The following is a 22,035-nucleotide window of genomic DNA, read 5'->3' as shown; positions in this document are numbered from 1 at the left end:
CTCACCTCTCATTATTTCGTATTATGTATCTCTCTAAATAAAGGAAATGCGTTCTTAACTAATTCATTGGTTACCACAAATCCAGTTAACTGATTATTGGCATTGTAAGCTTTAGCACATAGCCCTTGCGCATCAATATCAACAGCCCAACGTTCAATGTCGACTGATGTATTACCCGCAAGCTGTATTGGATAATGGGGAGTTTTCACCTTCACCATCATATTTGGTAATTCAAGTATCGTCTCAGTTCCTAATAAGGTTTTTGCCAACGCATTCGCACTTAATAAGATAGGTTGTAGGTAGGCCATTACCTTGCCTTCTATTTCGGCACAGTCACCTAATGCATAGACATTATTCGCTGACGTTTGCAGTATTGAGTCAACAACAATCCCTCGATTAACCATAATATTCGCCTCTCTTGCTAGGTTCGTATTTGGTTTTAGGCCAGCAGCTGATATCACACAATCCACTAAGTACGATTGACCATTCGTTGTTGTTACTCGATACCCATTATCTTGTTTATTAATCGCTTGCACGCAGTCCGACAAAGTAACGGTAACCCCTTTCTCTCTGCATGCTTTTTCAAGTGGCAGTGAAATAAAGTCAGGGATCATATTGGCCAGTAAATGGCTATTTGGCTCAACCAAGGTCACCATTTTTCCTGCATTTGCCAAATCCATTGCGAGCTCTGTACCTATTAAACCACCACCAACAACAAGTACTTTTTTAGACTCCAATACTTTTTTTTGAATACCAGCAAACTCTTTTAGGCTATTTAACGTCAGGATCTCTTCACATCCATCACCGTGAAAAGGTGGGATAAATGTTTGAGAGCCTGTCGCTAATACCAATTTATCATAAGCATACTGCTCACCATTTACAGTAATGGTTTGGTTCTCAGTATCTATCGACTCAACCAAAGTGTGCCTATGTAAAATGACATTGTATTGCTCAGCAAAATCCCCTCCAGATAATGTAACTACCTCCTCTGGATTTTGTTGCTTTGAAAATACGTGACTCAAATCTGGCTTGTTATAGTCATCACCATTGTCATTCGTAAAGACATGAATTGGGCAATCACTGTTAGTTCGACGAATAGTTTTAATCAATTGGTAAGAGGCAAAACCACTACCAATAATAACGATAGGTAAACTCATCATTTATCCTCCAACGACTTAATTTCAACAAATACGTCTTTACCTAGATGACACTCAGGGCATAAGAAATAATCAGGTACTTCTGACCAAGGGGTATTAGGCTCTACACCTTGATTTGGCTCACCAAGAGCAGGATCGTACACCCAGTTACATACTGTACATAACATGCACTGTGTAGCGCTGCTTTCTCCGGTAGCTCCGACCTCTGTATCGTTTGCTACTAATTCAACAGCAGGTTCAATCATGACGACTGGCTCTTGGGTTGTTACTTCTTTAGCCACCGTTGGTTCAATGACTTTTGTTGTTTGTTCTTTTTTTTCTACATTAATAGTATTAAACGTCGTGGTTAGTGGTTTTAGTGCCCACTGTTTTGCAATAAACTGCCCATGCTCTCGACATAACTGCATTGCTTTACCATCTGGACGCCATTTCGCTTTTAGACCCACAGCGGTTTCAAAACCAGCATCAGTTAAGCGAGAATGAATTCTATCAACAGCACCACCATTCCAACCGTAACTACCAAATGCACCTGCTTTTTTCGCTCTAAATCTAAGACCAGTAATCTCTTCTAACATGCCCGCAATTTTAGGCATCATCACATTGTTCATGGTTGATGAGCCAACGAGAATCCCTTTTGAGCGGAACACACTGGTTAAAATGTCATTCTTATCTTGGCGAGAAACATTGAATACTTTGACTGCAACAGCAGGGTCAATATCATGAATACCTTGAGCAATCGCATCAGCCATCATTCGAGTGTTGTTTGACATAGAATCGTAGAAAATAGTAATACGATCTTCTTGATAATTATCAGCCCACTCTAAATATTGATGAATAATTTGAGTTGGATTATCTCTCCATACACAACCGTGAGAAGTTGCGATCATATCGACAGGTAAATTGAAGCTTAATACTTCTTTAATTTTAGCGGTAACCAGAGCACTGAATGGCGTAAGGATATTGGCGTAGTAACGTAAACATTGATCCATCAATTCCGTTTGATCTACTTCGTCATTAAACAAACGCTCATCACAATAATGTTGACCAAAAGCATCATTACTAAACAAAATTGCATCACCGGTTAAGTACGTCATCATGCTGTCTGGCCAGTGCAGCATCGGCGCTTCAACAAAAATCAATTGCTTGCCATTACCTATATCTAACGCATCGCCCGTTTTAATTGGATTAAAATTCCATTCAGGGTGATGATGGTGACCAACAATTGAATCAATCGCGTTTTCAGTGCAATAAATTGGCGTTCCAGGGATCTTTTCCATTAACGCAGAAAGCGCACCTGCGTGATCTTCTTCTGCATGGTTAATTACGATGTAATCAATGCTAGCAAGATCAATTTCCATTTCTAAATTCTGAATAAACTGGTGGCTAAAACGATGGTCCACCGTATCAATGAGTACTGTTTTTTCTTCTTGGATAAGGTAACTGTTATAGCTTGTGCCTTTGGTCATTTTAAATTCAGTACCATGGAAGTCAGACACTTCCCAATCACGTTGGCCAACCCAGTTAACATTATTTTTAATATGAATAGTCATTGTTTTTTCTCATTTAATTATTAGCGTTACTACTCATATTGCATTGCGCATGCCAACTTTTATCTCATTGTTTTATAATAACTTTAATATAAACCAGCAAAAATAAATGTCATAATGACAATTGTTTACTTTTGTTAAAATGACAGTACAATAGTCAAATTAACAATATTTATGATAATGAGTGTTCAATGAAAAACATGAAAGAGGAATGGGCTCAAATTGCATTAGATTTAACGTCAGGACTAGACAGCAAAGATCGTTTCGAACGCTTATTATCAACCATTCGAAATGCGTTAAAATGCGATGCTTCAGCTTTACTCTTATTTAAAAATCAATACTTCTCACCACTTGCAACCAACGGCCTGGACAGTGATGTGATTGGACGTCGTTTTGCTATTTCACAGCATCCTCGTTTAGAAGCCATAGCACGAGCTGGGGATATTGTTCGCTTTCCTTCAGACAGTGATTTACCCGACCCTTATGATGGGTTAATAAAAAATAAAAAAGAACTCCTCCACGTACACTCTTGCATTGGCCTCCCTTTATTGATTAACGAACGATTGATTGGTGCGGTAACTATTGATGCATTCGATCCCGACCAATTTAATAGTTTTACCAATAAAGAACTTAGGATCATTAGCGCCTTAGCTGCAACCAGTCTGAACACAGCCCTATTAATGGAAAGATTAGAGAATCAATCTTCAGAGAGTTCTACAAGCTCATCTTTTGAAACCGCTCAGCAGAACAATGTTGAGATGATTGGTGAATCAAAAGCGATGAAAGAGTTAAAAGCCAATATCAAAGCGGTTGCCAATACAGAGTTATCTGTCTTAATCACCGGAGAAACAGGCGTAGGTAAAGAGCTAGTGGCAAGTGCCTTGCATGAGCAATCTTCAAGAGCAAATCAAAGCTTAGTGTATTTAAACTGCGCCGCTTTACCGGAATCGGTCGCGGAAAGTGAGCTATTTGGCCATGTAAAAGGCGCATTTACTGGCGCAATTAGCAATCGGAAAGGTAAATTTGAATCGGCGGATAATGGCACGTTATTTTTAGATGAGATAGGCGAATTATCATTAGCTCTACAAGCTAAATTACTCCGAGTTTTGCAATATGGTGATATTCAGCGTATTGGTGATGACAACCACATCAAGGTAAATACTCGTATTATTGCAGCAACCAATAAAACCTTAAGTGAAGAAGTCAAAGAAGGCAATTTTAGAGCTGATTTATACCATAGGCTAAGTGTCTTCCCCATTTTTGTCCCTCCCCTAAGAGAGCGAGAAAATGACATTACCCTACTCGTTGGTTACTTTGCTGAAAAAAGTCGTGTAAAACTAAGAGCATCAAGCATACGCATTACTCCAGAAGCCATCCGTGTACTTAATACATACCCTTGGCCTGGTAATATTCGAGAGTTAGAGCATGTAATAAGCCGAGCGGCGGTACTCTCTAGAGCACAAAGTATTGATTCAGATTTAACGCTATCTACATGGCACTTTTCAATTCAAAAAGAAGCGATTAGTGACGAGCCAATACATCAAGTAACAGAAGATACGCTTTTAGAATGCCCCCAAGGGCTACGTATCGCAACAGATGAATTTCAAGCTAAATTGATTCAACAAGCCTATAAAGAAAATAAACAAAATTGGGCAGCAACAGCAAGAGCATTACAAGTTGATACTGGAAATTTACATCGTTTAGCAAAACGATTAAAACTGAAAGAATAAAGCTCGAAACTTATCTGTTTTTCGCAGATATAATTATGTGATTTTACTCTCGGATCTGTCACGAGCATATTCTTTCTGTTAGAATCTGCCTCAAGTTTTATTAGTGGTGTTAAAGAATGTCAGACAACAGCCAAAAGAAAGTCATCGTCGGTATGTCCGGTGGTGTGGATTCTTCAGTATCAGCCTATCTACTTCAGCAACAAGGATACCAAGTTGAAGGTCTTTTCATGAAAAACTGGGAAGAAGATGACAACGAGGAATATTGTACAGCAGCCGAAGATTTAGCCGATGCACAAGCGGTGTGTGACAAATTAGGTATCCACCTTCACACCATTAATTTTGCATCTGAATATTGGGACAACGTTTTTGAATATTTCTTAGAGGAATACAAAGCGGGTCGTACGCCAAACCCTGATATTCTATGTAACAAAGAAATCAAATTTAAAGCTTTCTTAGAGTTTGCTGATGAAGTACTTGATGCTGATTTCATTGCAATGGGTCACTACGTTCGTCGTACCTTCCCAACAGCAGAAGAAATCGCAAATGGTGTTAAACCACAAATGCTACGTGGTTTGGATTCAAACAAAGATCAAAGCTACTTCTTATACACATTAAGCTCTGAGCAAGTTGCTCGCAGCCTATTCCCTGTTGGTGAACTAGAAAAACCAGAAGTACGCCGCATTGCTGAAGAGCAAGATTTGATCACAGCGAAGAAAAAAGACTCTACAGGTATCTGCTTTATTGGTGAGCGTAAATTCACTGAATTCTTAGGTAAATACCTACCAGCACAACCAGGCAATATCGAAACCCCTGAAGGCAAAGTGATTGGTCAGCACCAAGGTTTGATGTATCACACTTTAGGTCAACGTAAAGGTCTACACATTGGCGGCACCAAAGGCGGCGGCGGTAATGAAGACCCATGGTTTGTTGGTGAGAAAGATTTAAAACGTAACGTGTTAATTGCCGTTCAAGGTAAAGATCACCCATTACTGAAATCTCAAGGCCTACTAGCGTCTCAACTTCACTGGGTTGATCGCGAAGTAATTAAAGCACCATTGAGCTGCACAGTAAAAACACGTTACCGTCAAACCGATATCCCTTGTACGATCATCCCTGTTGATGATGAAAACATTAAAGTGATTTTTGACGAACCGCAAATTGCAGTGACTCCTGGTCAATCTGCTGTTTTCTACTTAGGCGAAGTGTGTCTAGGTGGCGGTATTATTGAAGAGCGTATTTAAGGAGCTAATACGTGGCGAATACTTTATTTGACAGAACCATTGCATTTGCAGGCATCTGCCAAGCAGCAAGCCTAGTACAAAAAATGGCGAAAGATGGGCACTGTGATCAAGCTGCGTTTGATACTGCTATTCAATCTATTTTAGAAACCAACCCAAGTAATACGCTAGCCGTATACGGCAATGAAGCTAACTTGCGCGTTGGTTTAGAATGTCTGGTTCAAGACTTTGACAATACCCCATCAGGCAGTGAGTTAACTCGCTACCTGATCAGCTTAATGGCGCTAGAGCGCAAACTTGCTGGCCACCGCGATGGCATGAGCAAGCTTGGCGAACGCATTAGCACCATTGAGCGTCAACTTGAACATTTTGATATTCATGACGAACAAATGCTAAGCAACATTGCCAGCATTTACTTAGATGTGATCAGCCCAATGGGACCTCGCATTCAAGTCACTGGCACACCGTCTATTTTACAACAACCAATGACACAACATAAGGTTCGAGCATTATTACTTTCTGGTATTCGCTCAGCCGTATTATGGCGTCAAACGGGGGGCAAACGCCGCCACTTAATTTTTGGTCGTAAAAAGATGGTTGAGCAAGCAAAAATAATTTTAGCTCGAATTTAAAATTAAAGCCTGTTTATAATAAGCAGGCTTTATCCACTAACCTTTATTACACATCTAGGAGATTTACATGGAATTGTCAGCATTAACTGCTGTTTCACCTGTAGACGGTCGCTACGGAAGTAAAACAATTTCTCTACGCAGCATCTTTAGTGAGTACGGCTTACTGAAGTATCGTACTGTTGTTGAAGTTCGTTGGCTTCAAAAATTAGCAGCTACGCAATCGATTGCGGAAGTAGCTACATTAAGCGCAGAAGCGAATCAATTCTTAGATGACATCGCAGCAAACTTCAGCGAAGAAGATGCTATGCGTATCAAAGACATTGAGCGCACAACTAACCACGATGTTAAAGCTGTTGAATATTTCCTAAAAGAAAAAGTAGCTGACGTTCCTGAGCTTCATGCTATCAATGAATTCATTCACTTTGCATGTACCTCAGAAGACATCAACAACACATCTCACGCTCTAATGCTTAAAGAAGCTCGTGATACGGTGATTCTTCCTGAAATCCGTAACGTTATTGGTGCTATCAAAGCACTAGCTAACGAATACCGTGATGTTCCTCTTCTTTCTCGTACACACGGTCAGCCAGCTTCTCCATCAACAATGGGTAAAGAAATGGCTAACGTTGCATACCGTATGGAACGTCAATACAAGCAAATCGAAAACGTTGAAATCTTAGCAAAAATCAACGGTGCTGTAGGTAACTATAACGCTCACCTATCTGCTTACCCAAATGTTGATTGGCATGCATTCAGCGAGGAGTTCATCACTGAATCTCTAGGTGTAACTTGGAACCCATACACAACTCAAATCGAACCTCATGATTACATTGCTGAGCTATTTGATGCGATTGCACGTTTCAACACTATCCTTCTTGATTTTGACCGTGACGTTTGGGGTTACATTGCTCTTGGTCACTTCAAACAAAAAACGATTGCTGGCGAAATCGGCTCTTCAACAATGCCGCATAAAGTTAACCCAATCGATTTTGAAAACTCTGAAGGTAACCTAGGCCTTGCTAACGCTATCTTTAGCCACCTAGCACAAAAACTGCCTGTATCTCGCTGGCAGCGTGACCTAACTGACTCAACGGTTCTTCGTAACCTAGGTGTTGGTTGTGGCTACGCTATCATTGCATACACGTCGACTCTAAAAGGCATTAGCAAATTAGAGATCAATCGTGCTGCACTTGAAGCTGAGCTAGATAAAAACTGGGAAGTTCTTGCAGAACCTGTACAAACAGTTATGCGTCGTTACGGCATCGAAAAGCCATACGAAAAACTAAAAGAACTGACTCGTGGTAAACGTATAGACGGCGAAGGCATGCGTGCATTCATCGACGGTTTAGAAATCCCTGAAGACGAAAAAGTTCGTCTAAAAGAGATGACACCAGCAAACTACATTGGTCAAGCTATCGAGCTAACTGACAAGCTGTAATCTTTATCGTTTATAAAGAGTAACCAGCAATAAAAAGCCTTGTATCACACTCATAGAGCGTTATACAGGGCTTTTTTACATCATTAATACTTATAAAATAAATAGAATCACATCACACACGCTTGCATTTCTTTTGCGCTTTCAATGCCCTTCTCAATCAAGCTCTGCGCTTCTTGGTTTGAAATCGTCGACATCACTTTATTTACTAATTTCTCAGCACTTGATTCTGATGACGCCTCCACTAAACAACTGTATGCGTTAGCAATATGCTCTTGAATTTCAACTAGAGCTTCAGGGTTACTGTAATCCGCATTTAACGCTTCATCAATTGACTCTGCAAGCTCAGATACAGAGCTTGCAGCATCACCAAATTGTTCAATATTAATCGCTTCTAGATCTACTGACTCTAGCTTTTCTTGAGCCATATCTACGGCTTTATTTGCAGCCTCTTGTGCTTTATCAATCGCTTCACTTGCGTCGTCACACCCCATTAAAACCACAGAAAACAATAAAGGAGCTAATAATTTTTTGTTCATTTTTTTCTCACTATAAAATAGTTACTATAACCGCATAAGAATAACAGAAAGCCATTAGAGAAGTATTCATTATTTTATATATATAAAAGCACATTAAATAAATTATTACTTAATATACACACATAATATATACATAGTAATACGAAAAAATATGAATGATATAAATATAGGCAATCTATTACATTCATATAAATTACCTTCACTTACATAAAATAGTTATTTCAAACTATAAACAACAAAATACCTTAATGACATTTGACTTAATGCCGCTATATATTACACAACCTTACTTATTATTTAAAAAATCATGTTTAAATCCATCAAAACTCGAATTGCTGTTAGTGCCGGAATTGCGATATTTATTACGCTAAGTACCGCCATGTTTTTTACTACTATTTCTTATGATAAAGTTAATAAAGACATCACGGAGCATGTATCCTCACAGCTTTCAGATAACATTGACTATAAGTTACTCTCCATTGCCAATCAACAAAGCGCAGAACTTAATGGGCTTTTTTTCCCTGTAATCAGCAACTTAAAACAACTCAAATCAGTTTTAGAGTTATCAAATGATACAAATGCAGATGCCGAGCTTCTAATTAGACAATTTACATCTTCATTAAAAAATCAAAATGACAGTGTTTTTGCGGGCTTTATGGTGTGGGAGCACAGCCGATTTAATTATGATGATTCTGAATTAACTCAAAAAGCGCTTAACAAACAAGGTGTCCTTGCTCCCTTCTTCTCACCGACAGACACAAGTTTTGAAGCTCTTGGAATGGAGAGTTTTAAAAATACGTCACTAAATGATAATGGTGAGCGTATTGATGAATGGCATTTAACGCCTTTTGAAACAGGTAACAGCTTTGTAATGGAGCCGTATTATTACAATGTAAGAGGCAACCAAGAGCTAATCACGACAATTAGCCTGCCATTACGATCAAATAACAAAATAGTCGGATCTCTTGGTTATGATTGGTCCATCAAAAGTTTTCAAGCTATTAGTAAACAAGCAGCAGACACCATTGGGATCCCTGGAGCTGTAGTTTCTATTGCCTCTTGGGAGGGTCGCTTACTTTCTTTTAGCCAAGATGAAAATCTAGTTGGCGAAAAAGTAAAAGATGATTTTGCAAATCATTGGAATGATATCCAACAAGAATCACGCAACAACGCCTCTTTTCTAAAAAATATAGGCCATTTTAAAACCGCTATTTCTACAATCAATACGGGCGCAAAGCCATGGATTGTCATGGTATCTATACCAACTGAAGTGCTACAACAAGAAATTACTGATTTTAATCACTTTAGTAATGAGCTAAGCCAACAAGCACTTTCTAATGGCTTATTAAGTGGCCTAATGTCATCTATCATTGGCATCGTACTGATTTTCTTTATTGCCAAAAGTATCGGAACAACACTTATTAATCTAACCAACCACTTTGAAAATATTGCTCAAGGCGATGGTGATTTAACGCAACGTATTAATGTTGCCTCTAAAGATGAAATCGGCCAATTGGCGTTCTGGTTTACTACCTTTATTGAGAAGATTCAAAATACACTGCACAATGCAAAAGAAACCGCAGAGTTAGTTTCTCAGTCATCGGCAAATACCATGACAGAAACAGAAAAATCACAAATAAAGCTTCAAAGTCAAGTTAATGAAGTAACACAATTAGCAACGGCAATTAATGAGATGAGCGCAACAGCTCAAGAAGTAGCATCGTCAGCATTACAAGCTGCGACAGCGGCAAGTCAAATACAAGCAAGCAGTGAAGATGGTCAAAAGATCATGAATAATGCAGCAGCTTCCGTAGAAGAATTGGCATCGTTTATTAATGAAGCTCAAGAGCAAGTGGTTAACTTAGCCGCATCAAGTAATGATATCCAAAAAATCCTGCTTGAAATCGGTGGCATTGCTGAACAAACAAATCTACTGGCATTAAATGCTGCAATTGAAGCCGCTCGTGCTGGTGAGCAAGGACGTGGATTCGCAGTTGTTGCTGATGAAGTTCGTAACCTAGCTAGCCGTACTCAAAGCTCAACTCAAGAAATTAATAGTATGCTTGTGATACTACAACAAAATACTCAAAGCATTGTGACGGTAATGGACAGCAGTCAAAAACAAGCATTAGCTACAAGAGAAGAAACGTTAATTGCACAACAGAACTTACAAGAGATCAGCTCTGCTATTCTTGTTGCAAATGATATGAATAATCAAATTGCTTCAGCGGCAGAGGAACAAAGTTCAGTCTCTGAAGAGATCAATCGTAATGTGACAAGCATTAACGAAGCCGCTAACGAAGTGCTTACAGATATGCATAACTCATTAAATGATACTGCTGAGCTAACAAAAGAGAGCCACTCATTAACTCAGAAGTTAAGCGCTTTTAAAACTCAGTAAGTTTAAACAATACTAAGTCTTAACCTACCTAAGCCATGTTTTTTTAACGATTGCATGGCTTTTTCTTTATCAAAAAGTAACGTGAACTTTATGAACAAAATTCATTTTATGTTCTAAATAGCCATTATCTTCTCTATCTAGTCAAAAACAACCCAAGCACTTAACATTTACGCAACAACTAAGAAAAAGCAGTATGTACCTAGAACGACAACAACCCAAAGAGGTTGCTCACTCTACAATCAGATCTCACAAGATAATTACAGAGAGATTTGAACCATAAGGAAATGTTATTCATGCTTACTTCATTTAAAAAACAGTTCACGGCTTCAATAATTGCAGCCTCTTTTGCACTATCAGGCTCAGCAATAGCGGCCGAACTTGAAAAAATTCACTTCATCATTCCTGGTGGTGCTGGAGGTGGTTGGGATATGACTGCTCGTGGTACCGGTGATGTATTGCTTAAATCAGACATAATTGAGCAAGCGTCATACCAGAACCTTTCTGGCGGCGGCGGCGGTAAAGCCATTGCACATTTAATCGAAACAGCAGAACGCCAACCAGACACTTTAATGGTTAACTCTACACCTATCGTTATCCGTTCTCTCAGTGGTATTTTCCCACAATCATTCCGTGATCTAACGCCTATTGCGGCAACCATCGCCGATTACGGAGCGATTGTTGTAAATAAAGACTCTAAATACACAAGCTGGGAACAAGTCGTTGCTGATTTTGAAAAAGATCCTCGCTCAGTGAAAATTGCCGGTGGTTCAGCACGAGGCAGCATGGATCACCTTGTTGCGGCGGCTGCTTTTAAAGGCGAAGGATTTGATGCAAGAAAAGTACGTTACATTGCTTATGATGCCGGTGGTAAAGCCATGGCTGCCTTACTGTCAGGGGAGACACCTCTGCTTTCAACAGGTCTAGGTGAAGTGCTTGAAATGTCAAAAAGTGGCCAAGTTCGCATTCTGGCTATCACAGCACCAAAACGTTTAGAGAGTGCACCTGATATCCCAACACTAACTGAATACGGCAATGACACCGTCTTTGCAAACTGGCGTGGTTTCTTCGCAGCGCCTGGGACGCCACAAGCGAAAATCGACGAGTACAGAGAAGCCTTTGATAAAATGTATGAAACAGAGCAATGGGCAGTCGTTCGTGACCGTAATGGTTGGATTGATAATTACAAAGCAGACAAAGACTTTTATATCTTCCTTGAAGAGCAAGAACTGCTAATGGGTAACCTAATGCGTGAACTTGGCTTCTTGAAGTAAAACCTTTAGCTGTCTTGAATAATTAATGATTCCCCGGATATGACTCATTAATGTTCCTGCTACATCCTCCTTGCACCGTTAGTTCAAGGCAGCTTTCTTTACCCGATTCAATCTACCTTTCTTTAATGGACTTATGGAGAGAACTCATGTCGTACTCTAGATCTTCTCTACTATGCCGAGACCGTGTTGGCGCTATCATTTTTCTACTTGTTTGCCTCTGCTACGGCTACCAAACCAGTTTGATTCCTTTATTTCCCGGCGATGAATACGAACCCTTCACTGCTCGAACCTTACCTTATATGCTCACTTTTGCTGGCATTTTTCTCTCACTCATACTGATTGTTTCAGCTCAACCCGATGAAAAAAGTGGTGCCGTTTTAGGTTTTAATTGGAAACTCTTATTTGGTTTTATCACTTTAATGGTGCTGTATGGCATTGGATTAACTTGGCTTGGTTTTGTACTAGCAACAAGCTTATTTCTGCTCTCAGGCTTCTACTTATTAGGAGAGCGACGAAAACCAGTATTGTTTGGTGCTTCTTTCCCATTTGTTACTGGCTTTTGGTTACTTCTTACTAAAGGTTTAGATATCTATCTAGAACCTGGTTATCTTTTTCTTGCTTGGTAAACCCTAGGACTTAATTATGTTAGATGGAATTTTAGCAGGCTTATCAACAGCGATTATGCCAACCAATTTAATGATGGTTATGATCGGCTGTTTTGTGGGTACATTCATTGGTATGTTGCCAGGCCTTGGCCCTATCTCTGCCATTGCCTTAATGATCCCTATCAGTTACGGACTTGACCCTGCATCAGGCATGATCTTAATGGCAGGCGTTTATTACGGTGCCGTTTTTGGAGGGTCAACCTCGTCAATACTGATTAATGCTCCCGGTTGTTCGTCAACAGTTGTGACCGCTTTTGATGGTTATCCAATGGCACAAAAAGGCCAAGCAGGTAAAGCTCTCGCACTTGCAGCCTACTCCTCTTTTACTGGCGGAACACTCTCTGCAATCATGCTTTTAATCGCTGCACCAGCACTAGCAAAAGTGTCGTTAAGCTTTCAATCCTCCGATTACTTTGCCCTAATGTTAGTAGGCTTATCCGCTGTTGCTGCGTTTGCAGGTAAAGGCCAAGTCGTTAAAGCATGGATGATGACCATACTTGGCTTAATGCTTTCAACCGTTGGTATCGATAAAGGTGTTGGCGTTGAGCGCTTTACCTTTGGATTAACCGATTTAATGGATGGTTTCAGCTTCTTATTACTAGCAATGGCAACTTTCGCATTAGGGGAAACCTTAATGGGAATACTAAAACCAGAGCAAGACACTCGTGATGATGAACAGAGTAAAATGTCAGATCTTGGTAGCATGAAAATAACCAAAGAAGAAGTAAAAGAGGTGGCGCCTGTTGCGATTCGCTCATCCATTTTAGGCTTTTTTACGGGCGTACTACCGGGTGCTGGCGCAACCATTGCTGCATTTTTAAGTTACGGTATGGAGCGAAATCTAGCTCCAAAAGAGAAAAAAGAAGAATTTGGTAAAGGCAGTATTCGTGGGTTGGTAGCCCCTGAATCAGCAAATAACGCCGCATCAAGTGGATCATTTGTTCCACTACTGACTCTTGGTATTCCAGGTTCAGGTACGACAGCAATAATGCTAGGTGCCCTTATTGCTTACGGTATTCAGCCAGGTCCAAGATTGTTTGTTGATCACCCTGATATTTTCTGGTCGGTTATTATCTCAATGTACTTTGGTAATATCGTTCTGGTTATCCTAAATTTACCCTTGATTCCATACATCTCAAAATTGCTTGCGATACCAAGAACCGTATTGATGCCAATGGTTTTATTCTTCTCAATCACAGGGGTGTATTTAGTCTCTTTTAATACAATTGATGTTTTCATCATGATCTTAATTGCGATGGTCGCTATTGCGCTTCGGCTAGCTAACTTCCCCCTCGCCCCCTTATTACTTGGCTTTATCTTGGGTGGAATGATGGAAGAGAACTTACGTCGAGCATTAATGATAAGTGATGGTGAGTTAAGTTTCTTATGGGAGCGTCCAATTACCTTTACCTTTACTGCAATCGCAGCCGTCGTACTAATCCTTCCAATGGTACTGACATTCGTTAATAAAATTATCCGACCTAAGTTCGCGGTAAAATCGTAATCAATTAATTTAATCGTCTACACATAGGCGCCAATGATAAAGGATCATTGATGCCTATTCCCCTGCTGTCATTTCTTTTTTTCATGCTACAATCGCCCTCTATTTATATATCTGAGATTTCACATGCCATTTTCCAAACTTGGGTTAAGCGATCCAATTTTAAAAGCCATCGACGAACTGGGTTATAAAGCCCCAACGCCAATTCAAGAAAAAGCCATTCCCGTTGCGCTTACTGGAAAAAACCTGATTGCTGCTGCACAAACAGGTACAGGTAAAACCGCTAGCTTTGTATTACCTATTTTAGAAATTCTCAGCGAAAATCAAACTAAAGTTCGAGCTAAACGTGTTCGTGCATTAATTTTAACGCCAACGCGTGAGCTAGCAATTCAAGTTGAAGACAACATTCAGAAGTACAGCAAGCACATTGATATTTCATCACTAGCTATGTATGGCGGTGTTGATTATAAAAACCAAAAAGAACGCCTAATTGAAGGGGTTGATGTTTTGGTTGCGACGCCGGGTCGTTTGCTTGATATGTACACACAGCGTGCAATTCATTTTGATGAGATTGAGATCTTAGTTCTTGATGAAGCCGACCGTATGTTAGATATGGGCTTTATTGAAGACATCAACAAAATCATTGAGCGCTTACCATTAGATCGCCAAAACATGCTGTTCTCAGCAACACTGTCTGATCAAGTTCGTTATTTAGCAAAAACAGCGGTAAATAACCCAATTGAAATTACTATTTCGCCAAAAACGACCTCTGCACCACAGATTGACCAATGGCTAACAACGGTAGATAAAGATAAAAAATCAGCACTACTGAGCCACCTAATTAAAGAAAACAATTGGGACCAAGCGCTGATCTTTATTGAGACAAAGCATGGTGCAGCGAAGCTAGTAAGCCAGTTAGAGAAACGTGATATTCGAGCTGAAGCTTTCCACAGTGGCCGAAGCCAAGAAGCACGAGCAAAAGTGCTGAATGACTTTAAAGAAGGTAAATTACAATACTTAGTTGCTACTGGTATTGCGGCTCGTGGTATTGATATTGATGAGCTAACGCGCGTAGTAAACTATGATCTACCTTTCCCTGCAGATGACTATGTACACCGTATTGGTCGTACAGGCCGTGCAGGAGCAAAAGGTGAGGCTATCTCATTTGTTTCTAAAGACGATTTTAAGAATCTATGTATGATTGAAAAACGTCTTGGCCACTTAATTGTACGTAAAGAAATTGAAGGGTTTGCGCCACGTAAAGAAGTGCCTATTTCTATTTTGAACTTTAAGCCAAAAAGAAAACCAGAATCAAAAGCGTAATCGCTTAATCACGTTTTCATCTTTATTAAGATAAATAAAAAACGCCCAAGCTTAATAATAAGTTTGGGCGTTTTTATATCGATTGTTCACTTATAGCAAATGTTTTAAAGCATGTTCCGCTCTCTCATAGCCTAAATCGATCATCTCTGCCGTACGTTCGAACTCAAAAGTACCGCACGCGTCTCGCGCTATTTCAACCGTAATATCAGGCGGGTAAGCGGCCAACTTTTGTCTTGCAATGGTGCTCTGCATTGCATCAAATGCTTGGTTGGCAATATCATACATTCCTAAGTCAATTCTTGAAGTTTTTGCGGTTAACGAACCAAAATAGTCACTGACTTTTCGGTGAAATGGCATCTCTTCTTCAGGCTCTTGTGCTGAAATATCCACCTGATTAATTTCAAAATCATCAAGTTTATGGGTCATCTCACCCGCTAAATTGACCGCTAAAGTGATATCCGAATGATCACCAAACGTTGGTGCAATCGGCACTGGGTTTAATACACCACCATCAATTAACGTTTTTCCATTAAACTCTATAGGCATTAGATACAAAGGCAATGAGATAGACGCTCGAATGGCTTGCAATAACGATCCTTTTTGCAGCCATACTTCTTTTTCGTTACTAATATCAGCCGCTACCGCGGTATAAGGAATGGCTAAATCTTCGATATGCAAATCACCAAGAATGTCACTCAAACGGTTCATTACTTTCTCGCCTTTAATAAGCCCGCCTTTTCCCCAGTTAAAATCCATCAAAGAAACAATATCAAGCTTGGTAATGGTTCGCATCCAATCTTCAAATTCATCCAGTTTTCCTGCTGCGTACACTCCACCAACAACCGTACCAATAGAACAACCAGAGACAGATACAATCTCAAAATCATGTTCTTCTAACCAGCGGATCACGCCGATATGAGCAAGACCTCTCGCGCCACCACTTCCAAGAACAAGCGATACTGTTTTTTTCTTCATAGGGCTTCTCCCTTCCATGATTACTCTGCTTTAATATCCATAAACTGTGCGTTTAACACTTGGTGTAAAGCACTAGGAGCCAAGCCAATATCTAGCCCTCTTTTACCACCACTGACATACATGGTTTCAAACTGTTCAGCACTATTATCGATCACGGTTTTCAATCGTTTCTTCTGACCAAGAGGACTCACGCCTCCCATCACATATCCAGTGGATTTTTGAACTAAGGCGGGATCTGCCATTTTGGCTTTTTTTCCACCAACGGCTTTAGCGATTAACTTCATGCTTAAATGAGCAGCAACAGGAATAATGCCCACAACAAGTTCTTTTTCATCCACTTGAACGACTAAGGTTTTAAATACCTCTTCATGAGGCAAACCCAACTTTTCTGCCGCTTCTAACCCATATGCTTGAGCTTTTGGATCATGATGGTACTCAAGCACTTGGTGATCTATTTTTGCTTTCTTTAATAATTTCGTTGCTGGTGTCATTTGTTGTTAATACCTTAAAAAATAGGCTATGCCTTAAAGTATGTTCGCTCTGGTCGCCCAACGCTGCCATAAGATAGGTCGGCACTTAATTCTCCAGAGCTAATCAAATATTCTAAATAACGGCGAGCAGTTGTTCGACTTGCCCCAATTAACTCTCCAGCCTGATCTGCAGTTAACTGTTTTTCATGGCTAAATAGTTGGCGAACTTTCTCTAACGTTACGCCATCAATGCCTTTAGGCAGCCTTGCTACTGACGGTGCTGTAGTAGAGTGCAACATTGCATCTACCATGCTTTGATCAATATCAACACGATTAATAAATTGCTGCTTTTGGCTTAAATATTTATTAATTGCTTCTTCGAGTCGACTAAATATAACAGGCTTTAGCAGATAATCTACCACACCACCACGCATGGCTTCTTGCAGCGTATTCACATCTCTATCTGCGGTAATTAATATTACATCAGGGGACGACTCTTTCTGGCGTAATTCACGCAATATATCAAGGCCATTACCATCAGGAAGATAAATGTCCAATAACACCAAATCTGGATTTAGCACCTCAAACAAGAGAGTCGCTTCTTCCTTACTGGCAGCAATGCCAATCACCTCGACGGAATCAATTTTTTCGAGATTACGACGGTGTATTTCTGCAATACCAATATCATCTTCGACAATAACAATGCTGATTTTACTGCTCACACAATATCCTTTTGTTCATTTTTATATTTATAAGAGTGATTTTCTATGACTGTAACTCTTTTGGTAAATAAATAGTCATCAATGTGCCTTGTCCTTCATCACTTCTGACCGTAAACTCCCCACGATAATGATCCACTAATTGCTGAATTAAATGCAAACCAACACCACGACCTTTATCTGATTTTGTTGATACTCCTCTTTGAGTCAACTGTTTAAAGGTAAATGCCTGTGGTAGGCCACACCCTTTGTCTTCAACCTCAATAATAACTTCTTGCCCAAAATCAGTAATGCTCACCACGATAGGTGCAAAATCCCCCATGGGTTTACTTAACGTTGCCTCAAATGCATTATCAATTAAATTTCCAATAATGGTCACCATATCCTCCGCTCGAATATGCAGAGGAAGCACACTTAATTGCGTACCTTCTTCAATATCAAGCAATAGTCCAAGCTCTCTAGCGCGCTCACTTTTACCAAGTAAGACACCCGCAATCATCGGCTCTGAGATACTCTCTCGTAAAAATTCAATCAGTTTTTGATAACGCTGACTCTCTTGCCCAATGATCTGCTGCACCTCTTCAATTTTTCCTAACTGAATTAGCCCACTAATTGTATTTAACTTATTTCGATGCTCATGAGTTTGTGAACGCAATAAATCGGCATATTGTTTGACTTGAGAAAGCTGAGTCGTTAATTCACTTATTTCATCTTTACGTCGAAAACTGGATACCGCGCCAATCACGACACCATCCATTTTGATCAACTCTCGATTTGCAATTACAGCCTGACCATTTAATAACAGTTCAATATCGTGTTCTGATTGCTGTGTTACTAAAAGCTTAGTTAAATCACTGTCTGGCAACACTTCAATAAACAACCGATTTAAAGATTGCTTAGGATCGATCCCTAATATGTCACAGGCACTTTTATTGATAGATCTGAGCTTACCATTGGCATCAATACTTAACACGCCTTCACGTAGAGTAGACAAAGTAACTTGCTGCTCTTTGTATAAACGCCCAAAAGCTTCAGGTTCAAAGCCAAAAATAGACTTTTGAAAGCGTCTTGCAATAAAGTTGGCAATAATCGCATTAGCAAAAATCACCAATACCGCCATCCCAAGAAAGAAACTAAGAAAATGAGATACCTTGCTGTCTATAGTAGTTAATAGATAACCAACAGAAACCACCCCGATAATATTGCCTTGCTGGTCGAAAATTGGCGTTTTACCTCGCACCGAATGGCCCAAAGAGCCTTTAGCATAGGAAATATAAGATTCTCCCAACTGTAAGGCTTGTTGGTTATCTCCACCTTGCATCGCTTTTCCAATACGCTCCTTAATTGGGTGAGCAATACGTATTCCTTTTTTATTACCAACCACGATAAACGCAGCACCAATAGAGGTTCGTAATCGCTCTATTTTTTCTTCAATTAATGTCGGTGCGTTTTGTTCTACTGCTGAAATAACGATCGGGGATTGAGCAAGAAACCGAGCAACCCCTAATGCTTTATCCCCACTGTCTTGAGATTCCCAGTGCTTGATATACAAAAAGGCACAAAGAGACAAAATGAGTAATTTACCGATACCCGAAATGGTCATTACTGCTAACAATCGACGTCGAAAACTCAGATCACGCCAAGACATTCACACCTCACTCTTCCCTATAGATAAACAAAGAGTATCACAACCCATTAACCCAATCTTAAACCTTGTTCATACTCTTGATCACATCAAATAAATATTTCCATTTATTCCATAGTAAACCTAGGGAATTAATTCAATATCACCTAAGTTCTGTGGTATAAAAAGCGCGCTTCTTTTCAGCATTTTTAACTCTTCCCTAAAAGGTTCCCGTTACTATGAAAAGCGATATTGAAATTTGCCAAACTGCGACACTTACCAGAATGAAATCGATTGCGTCAAACTTAGGGCTGCATGATGATGACATTACCCCACAAGGTCGCTATAAAGCAAAAGTCAATATTGACGCCTTAAAACACCTTGAAGATAAACCAAATGGTAAGCTTATTCTTGTTAGTGCGATTACTCCAACACCGCTTGGCGAAGGAAAAACCGTAACAACTATTGGATTGGCTCAAGGTCTAGCAAAATTAGGGGAATCCGTTAGTGCCTGTATCCGACAGCCGTCTATGGGACCAGTATTTGGTGTAAAAGGTGGTGCTGCAGGTGGTGGTTATAGCCAAGTAGCTCCGATGGAAGAATTAAATTTACACCTAACTGGTGATATTCATGCGATTACCGCGGCACATAATTTAGCTTCTGCGGCCATTGATGCTCGTATCTATCATGAGCAACGCCTAGGTTACGAACTATTCTCTGAAAAGAACGATCTTCCTGCATTACGAATTGACTCTAACCGAGTAGTTTGGAAGCGAGTAATGGACCATAACGATCGTGCGCTTCGTATGGTGACCATTGGTAAAAATGAAGATGGAAAAGCCATTAATGGTTACGAACGTGAAGATGGTTTTGATATTACCGCCGCTTCTGAATTGATGGCTATTCTGGCACTGGCAACCGATCTTCAAGACTTACGTCAACGCATCGGCCGTATTGTCGTGGCTTATAACCTGGATGGTGAACCTATCACTACAGAAGATCTTCAAGTCGCAGGTGCAATGACCGTTACCATGAAATTTGCTATTAACCCAACCTTGATGCAAACGCTAGAAGGGGTCCCTACTTTTGTTCACTCGGGTCCTTTTGCTAATATCGCCCATGGTAACTCTTCTATCATTGCAGATAATATCGCTTTAAAACTAACGGATTATACCGTTACAGAAGGTGGCTTTGGCTCAGATATGGGTTTAGAGAAAGCCTGCAACATTAAAGCACCATTAGCAGGAAAAGCACCTGATTGTGCTGTGCTTGTTGCAACGCTTCGAGGTATAAAAGCGAACTCAGGCCTATTCCCGTTATCACCAGGTCAAGCTTTGCCTAAAGCTCTATTTACTCCAAACCAAGAAGCCTTAAATGCAGGGCTAGAGAATTTACAATGGCACATTAGTAACTGTGCTAAATACGGTCTTCCTGTTGTTGTAGCCATTAACCGTTTCCCTGAAGATACTCAAGAAGAGTTGGATTTCTTACAACAATGGATTTCAGCACAAGCATCAGAAACGAATGTCGATGTCTCTATCAGTGAAGCATTCGTAAAAGGTGGTGAAGGCGCAAAAGAGCTCGCTTCAAAAGTTATCGCGGCTTGCAAAAAAACCACTCAATTTACCCCACTATACACAAGTGACATGAGCTTATTTGATAAGTTAAATGCCGTTGCAATAAAAGGTTACGGTGCAGAACGAATCGAATTATCAGAAAAAGCACAGCAGCAATTAGAACAGTTTGAGCAATTAGGTTACCAATCTTTGGCTGTTTGTATGGCAAAAACGCCCGCTTCTATTTCTACCGATGGCAACATTAAAGGCGCACCGACCGATTTCATTGTACCTATTCGTGAATTAAAACTGTGTGCCGGTGCTGGATTTATATACGCATTGTGTGGCAATGTGATGACCATGCCTGGCTTACCTGAAAAGCCTGCTTTTATGAATTTAGACATTGATACAGACGGAAACATCATCGGACTCAGCTAAGATCACATAACTTAATATAGATCATATTCTATGTGCTACATTTACTGTTAATCTAGCTTCAACTTTTTATACAATTTTACTTATAATTTTTGAGGTTATCCTGATGGATATGACAAATGCTCAACGCTTAATTCTTTCAAACCAGTATTATTTAATGTCACAGATGGATCCTGCTAATGCAGCAAAATACCAACGCCAACAGTTAATTGTTGAGCGTGGTTATGAACTGCAGATCCGCGAACTGGATAAAGATTTTGGTTGTATTACAGAAGCAGAATGTCGTGAGATCATTGATTTCATGGAGATGTACCATGCAATGCAAGAGTCTTACAACATGCTAGTACCTGAGTGTCAGGCAAAGGTTGATGCTCGTCGCCTTCAGTTCTTAGGGTTTGATGTAGCTACAGAAGCACAACAAGTAAATTACGTTCGCTTCTTAACAAGCTCTGAAGGTTTATACCCTCAGTTTGATAAAGCCGATCACCACTTTAACAGCCAAATGCCGATGATGGATAAATACCGTCGTATGCTAACGACATGGCGTAACTGTCCACGTCAATACCACCTATGCTCTACTGAATTAGCGCAAATTTTTAACGCTTAATTTCTATATAAATAAGTGAAAGCATAAAAATTCTATTTAAAATCCTCGCACTAGCGGGGATTTTTTATGCCTGCAATTTACTATTTTTACCTTTTTATCTAAAAGAAAAAATCCCCACTGACGGATCAGTGAGGATTTTGGCTTTCTAACCTGATTGATAGTTAACTAAGAATCCACCCTTATAGATTTAAAGCAATATCAATATTGTTG

Annotated in this window: 18 protein-coding genes; 11 read left to right on the top strand and 7 right to left on the bottom strand. The window is 39.9% G+C overall.

The annotated features are described in order from the left end of the window. Positions 1 to 11 precede the first annotated feature (11 nt). Together norW and norV are read right to left on the bottom strand one after the other, a co-directional pair. Complete coding sequence (gene norW / locus PVK70_RS11850) at positions 12 to 1,157, bottom strand: NADH:flavorubredoxin reductase NorW (RefSeq protein ID WP_165367239.1); 1,146 nt, start codon at positions 1,155 to 1,157, stop codon at positions 12 to 14. After that, a complete protein-coding gene (gene norV, locus PVK70_RS11845) occupies positions 1,157 to 2,707 on the bottom strand; it encodes an anaerobic nitric oxide reductase flavorubredoxin (protein WP_130049188.1) in 1,551 nt (516 codons plus the stop codon). The genes norW and norV overlap by 1 nt, the downstream gene beginning before the upstream one ends. A gap of 188 nt (positions 2,708 to 2,895) precedes the next feature. Between norV and norR the strand changes: the two genes are divergently transcribed. From norR to purB, 4 genes are all read left to right on the top strand, one after another. Next, positions 2,896 to 4,434 carry a nitric oxide reductase transcriptional regulator NorR gene (gene norR / locus PVK70_RS11840; protein ID WP_130049189.1) on the top strand — a complete coding sequence of 513 codons (1,539 nt, stop codon included), beginning with the start codon at positions 2,896 to 2,898 and terminating at the stop codon, positions 4,432 to 4,434. Between the two features lie 116 nt (positions 4,435 to 4,550). Continuing rightward, the gene (gene mnmA, locus PVK70_RS11835; protein ID WP_130044209.1) at positions 4,551 to 5,675 is read left to right on the top strand and encodes a tRNA 2-thiouridine(34) synthase MnmA; all 1,125 of its coding nucleotides are present in this window, start codon (positions 4,551 to 4,553) and stop codon (positions 5,673 to 5,675) included. Between the two features lie 11 nt (positions 5,676 to 5,686). Beyond that, positions 5,687 to 6,304, top strand: a complete 618-nt coding sequence (gene hflD / locus PVK70_RS11830) for a high frequency lysogenization protein HflD (protein ID WP_130044208.1) — start codon at positions 5,687 to 5,689, stop codon at positions 6,302 to 6,304. Positions 6,305 to 6,371: 67 nt separating this feature from the next. Then, positions 6,372 to 7,742 (top strand): adenylosuccinate lyase, encoded by a 1,371-nt coding sequence (purB, locus tag PVK70_RS11825; RefSeq protein ID WP_130049190.1) that lies wholly within the window; start codon positions 6,372 to 6,374, stop codon positions 7,740 to 7,742. A 107-nt stretch (positions 7,743 to 7,849) separates the two neighbouring features. On the opposite strand, the gene PVK70_RS11820 is transcribed toward purB, so the two are convergent. Further along, the gene (locus tag PVK70_RS11820; RefSeq protein WP_130049191.1) at positions 7,850 to 8,278 is read right to left on the bottom strand and encodes a hypothetical protein; all 429 of its coding nucleotides are present in this window, start codon (positions 8,276 to 8,278) and stop codon (positions 7,850 to 7,852) included. 307 nt (positions 8,279 to 8,585) lie between these two features. Here PVK70_RS11820 and PVK70_RS11815 point away from each other — a divergent pair, with 307 nt between their 5' ends. From PVK70_RS11815 to PVK70_RS11795, 5 genes are all read left to right on the top strand, one after another. Next, positions 8,586 to 10,679 carry a methyl-accepting chemotaxis protein gene (locus PVK70_RS11815; RefSeq protein WP_274441495.1) on the top strand — a complete coding sequence of 698 codons (2,094 nt, stop codon included), beginning with the start codon at positions 8,586 to 8,588 and terminating at the stop codon, positions 10,677 to 10,679. Between the two features lie 293 nt (positions 10,680 to 10,972). Further along, positions 10,973 to 11,950, top strand: coding sequence for a tripartite tricarboxylate transporter substrate binding protein (locus PVK70_RS11810; protein ID WP_130048738.1), 978 nt, complete (start codon positions 10,973 to 10,975; stop codon positions 11,948 to 11,950). Between the two features lie 125 nt (positions 11,951 to 12,075). After that, positions 12,076 to 12,576: a tripartite tricarboxylate transporter TctB family protein gene (locus PVK70_RS11805; RefSeq protein WP_130048744.1), complete on the top strand. Its 501-nt coding sequence runs from the start codon at positions 12,076 to 12,078 to the stop codon at positions 12,574 to 12,576. Between the two features lie 16 nt (positions 12,577 to 12,592). Further along, positions 12,593 to 14,119: a tripartite tricarboxylate transporter permease gene (locus PVK70_RS11800; protein ID WP_130048736.1), complete on the top strand. Its 1,527-nt coding sequence runs from the start codon at positions 12,593 to 12,595 to the stop codon at positions 14,117 to 14,119. Between the two features lie 123 nt (positions 14,120 to 14,242). Further along, positions 14,243 to 15,439, top strand: a complete 1,197-nt coding sequence (locus PVK70_RS11795; protein ID WP_130048734.1) for a DEAD/DEAH box helicase — start codon at positions 14,243 to 14,245, stop codon at positions 15,437 to 15,439. 90 nt (positions 15,440 to 15,529) lie between these two features. On the opposite strand, the gene PVK70_RS11790 is transcribed toward PVK70_RS11795, so the two are convergent. The 4 genes from PVK70_RS11790 to PVK70_RS11775 are packed head-to-tail and all read right to left on the bottom strand — an operon-like array spanning position 15,530 to position 19,251. Beyond that, positions 15,530 to 16,414 carry a patatin-like phospholipase family protein gene (locus tag PVK70_RS11790; protein ID WP_130048732.1) on the bottom strand — a complete coding sequence of 295 codons (885 nt, stop codon included), beginning with the start codon at positions 16,412 to 16,414 and terminating at the stop codon, positions 15,530 to 15,532. A 20-nt stretch (positions 16,415 to 16,434) separates the two neighbouring features. Next, positions 16,435 to 16,905, bottom strand: coding sequence for a Cys-tRNA(Pro) deacylase (ybaK, locus tag PVK70_RS11785; RefSeq protein WP_130048730.1), 471 nt, complete (start codon positions 16,903 to 16,905; stop codon positions 16,435 to 16,437). Between the two features lie 26 nt (positions 16,906 to 16,931). Beyond that, complete coding sequence (locus PVK70_RS11780; protein ID WP_130048728.1) at positions 16,932 to 17,606, bottom strand: response regulator; 675 nt, start codon at positions 17,604 to 17,606, stop codon at positions 16,932 to 16,934. Positions 17,607 to 17,649: 43 nt separating this feature from the next. Beyond that, a complete protein-coding gene (locus PVK70_RS11775) occupies positions 17,650 to 19,251 on the bottom strand; it encodes an ATP-binding protein (protein WP_130048726.1) in 1,602 nt (533 codons plus the stop codon). 215 nt (positions 19,252 to 19,466) lie between these two features. On the opposite strand from PVK70_RS11775, the gene PVK70_RS11770 reads away from it, so the two are divergent. Further along, positions 19,467 to 21,221, top strand: coding sequence for a formate--tetrahydrofolate ligase (locus PVK70_RS11770; RefSeq protein WP_130048724.1), 1,755 nt, complete (start codon positions 19,467 to 19,469; stop codon positions 21,219 to 21,221). A 103-nt stretch (positions 21,222 to 21,324) separates the two neighbouring features. Then, positions 21,325 to 21,825: a YfbU family protein gene (locus tag PVK70_RS11765; protein ID WP_130044192.1), complete on the top strand. Its 501-nt coding sequence runs from the start codon at positions 21,325 to 21,327 to the stop codon at positions 21,823 to 21,825. Positions 21,826 to 22,035 lie beyond the last annotated feature (210 nt).

The sequence above is a fragment of the Aliivibrio sp. A6 genome (assembly GCF_028765505.1).
GTDB lineage: Bacteria > Pseudomonadota > Gammaproteobacteria > Enterobacterales > Vibrionaceae > Aliivibrio > Aliivibrio finisterrensis_A.
This window is presented reverse-complemented; position numbering and strand designations above follow the sequence as displayed.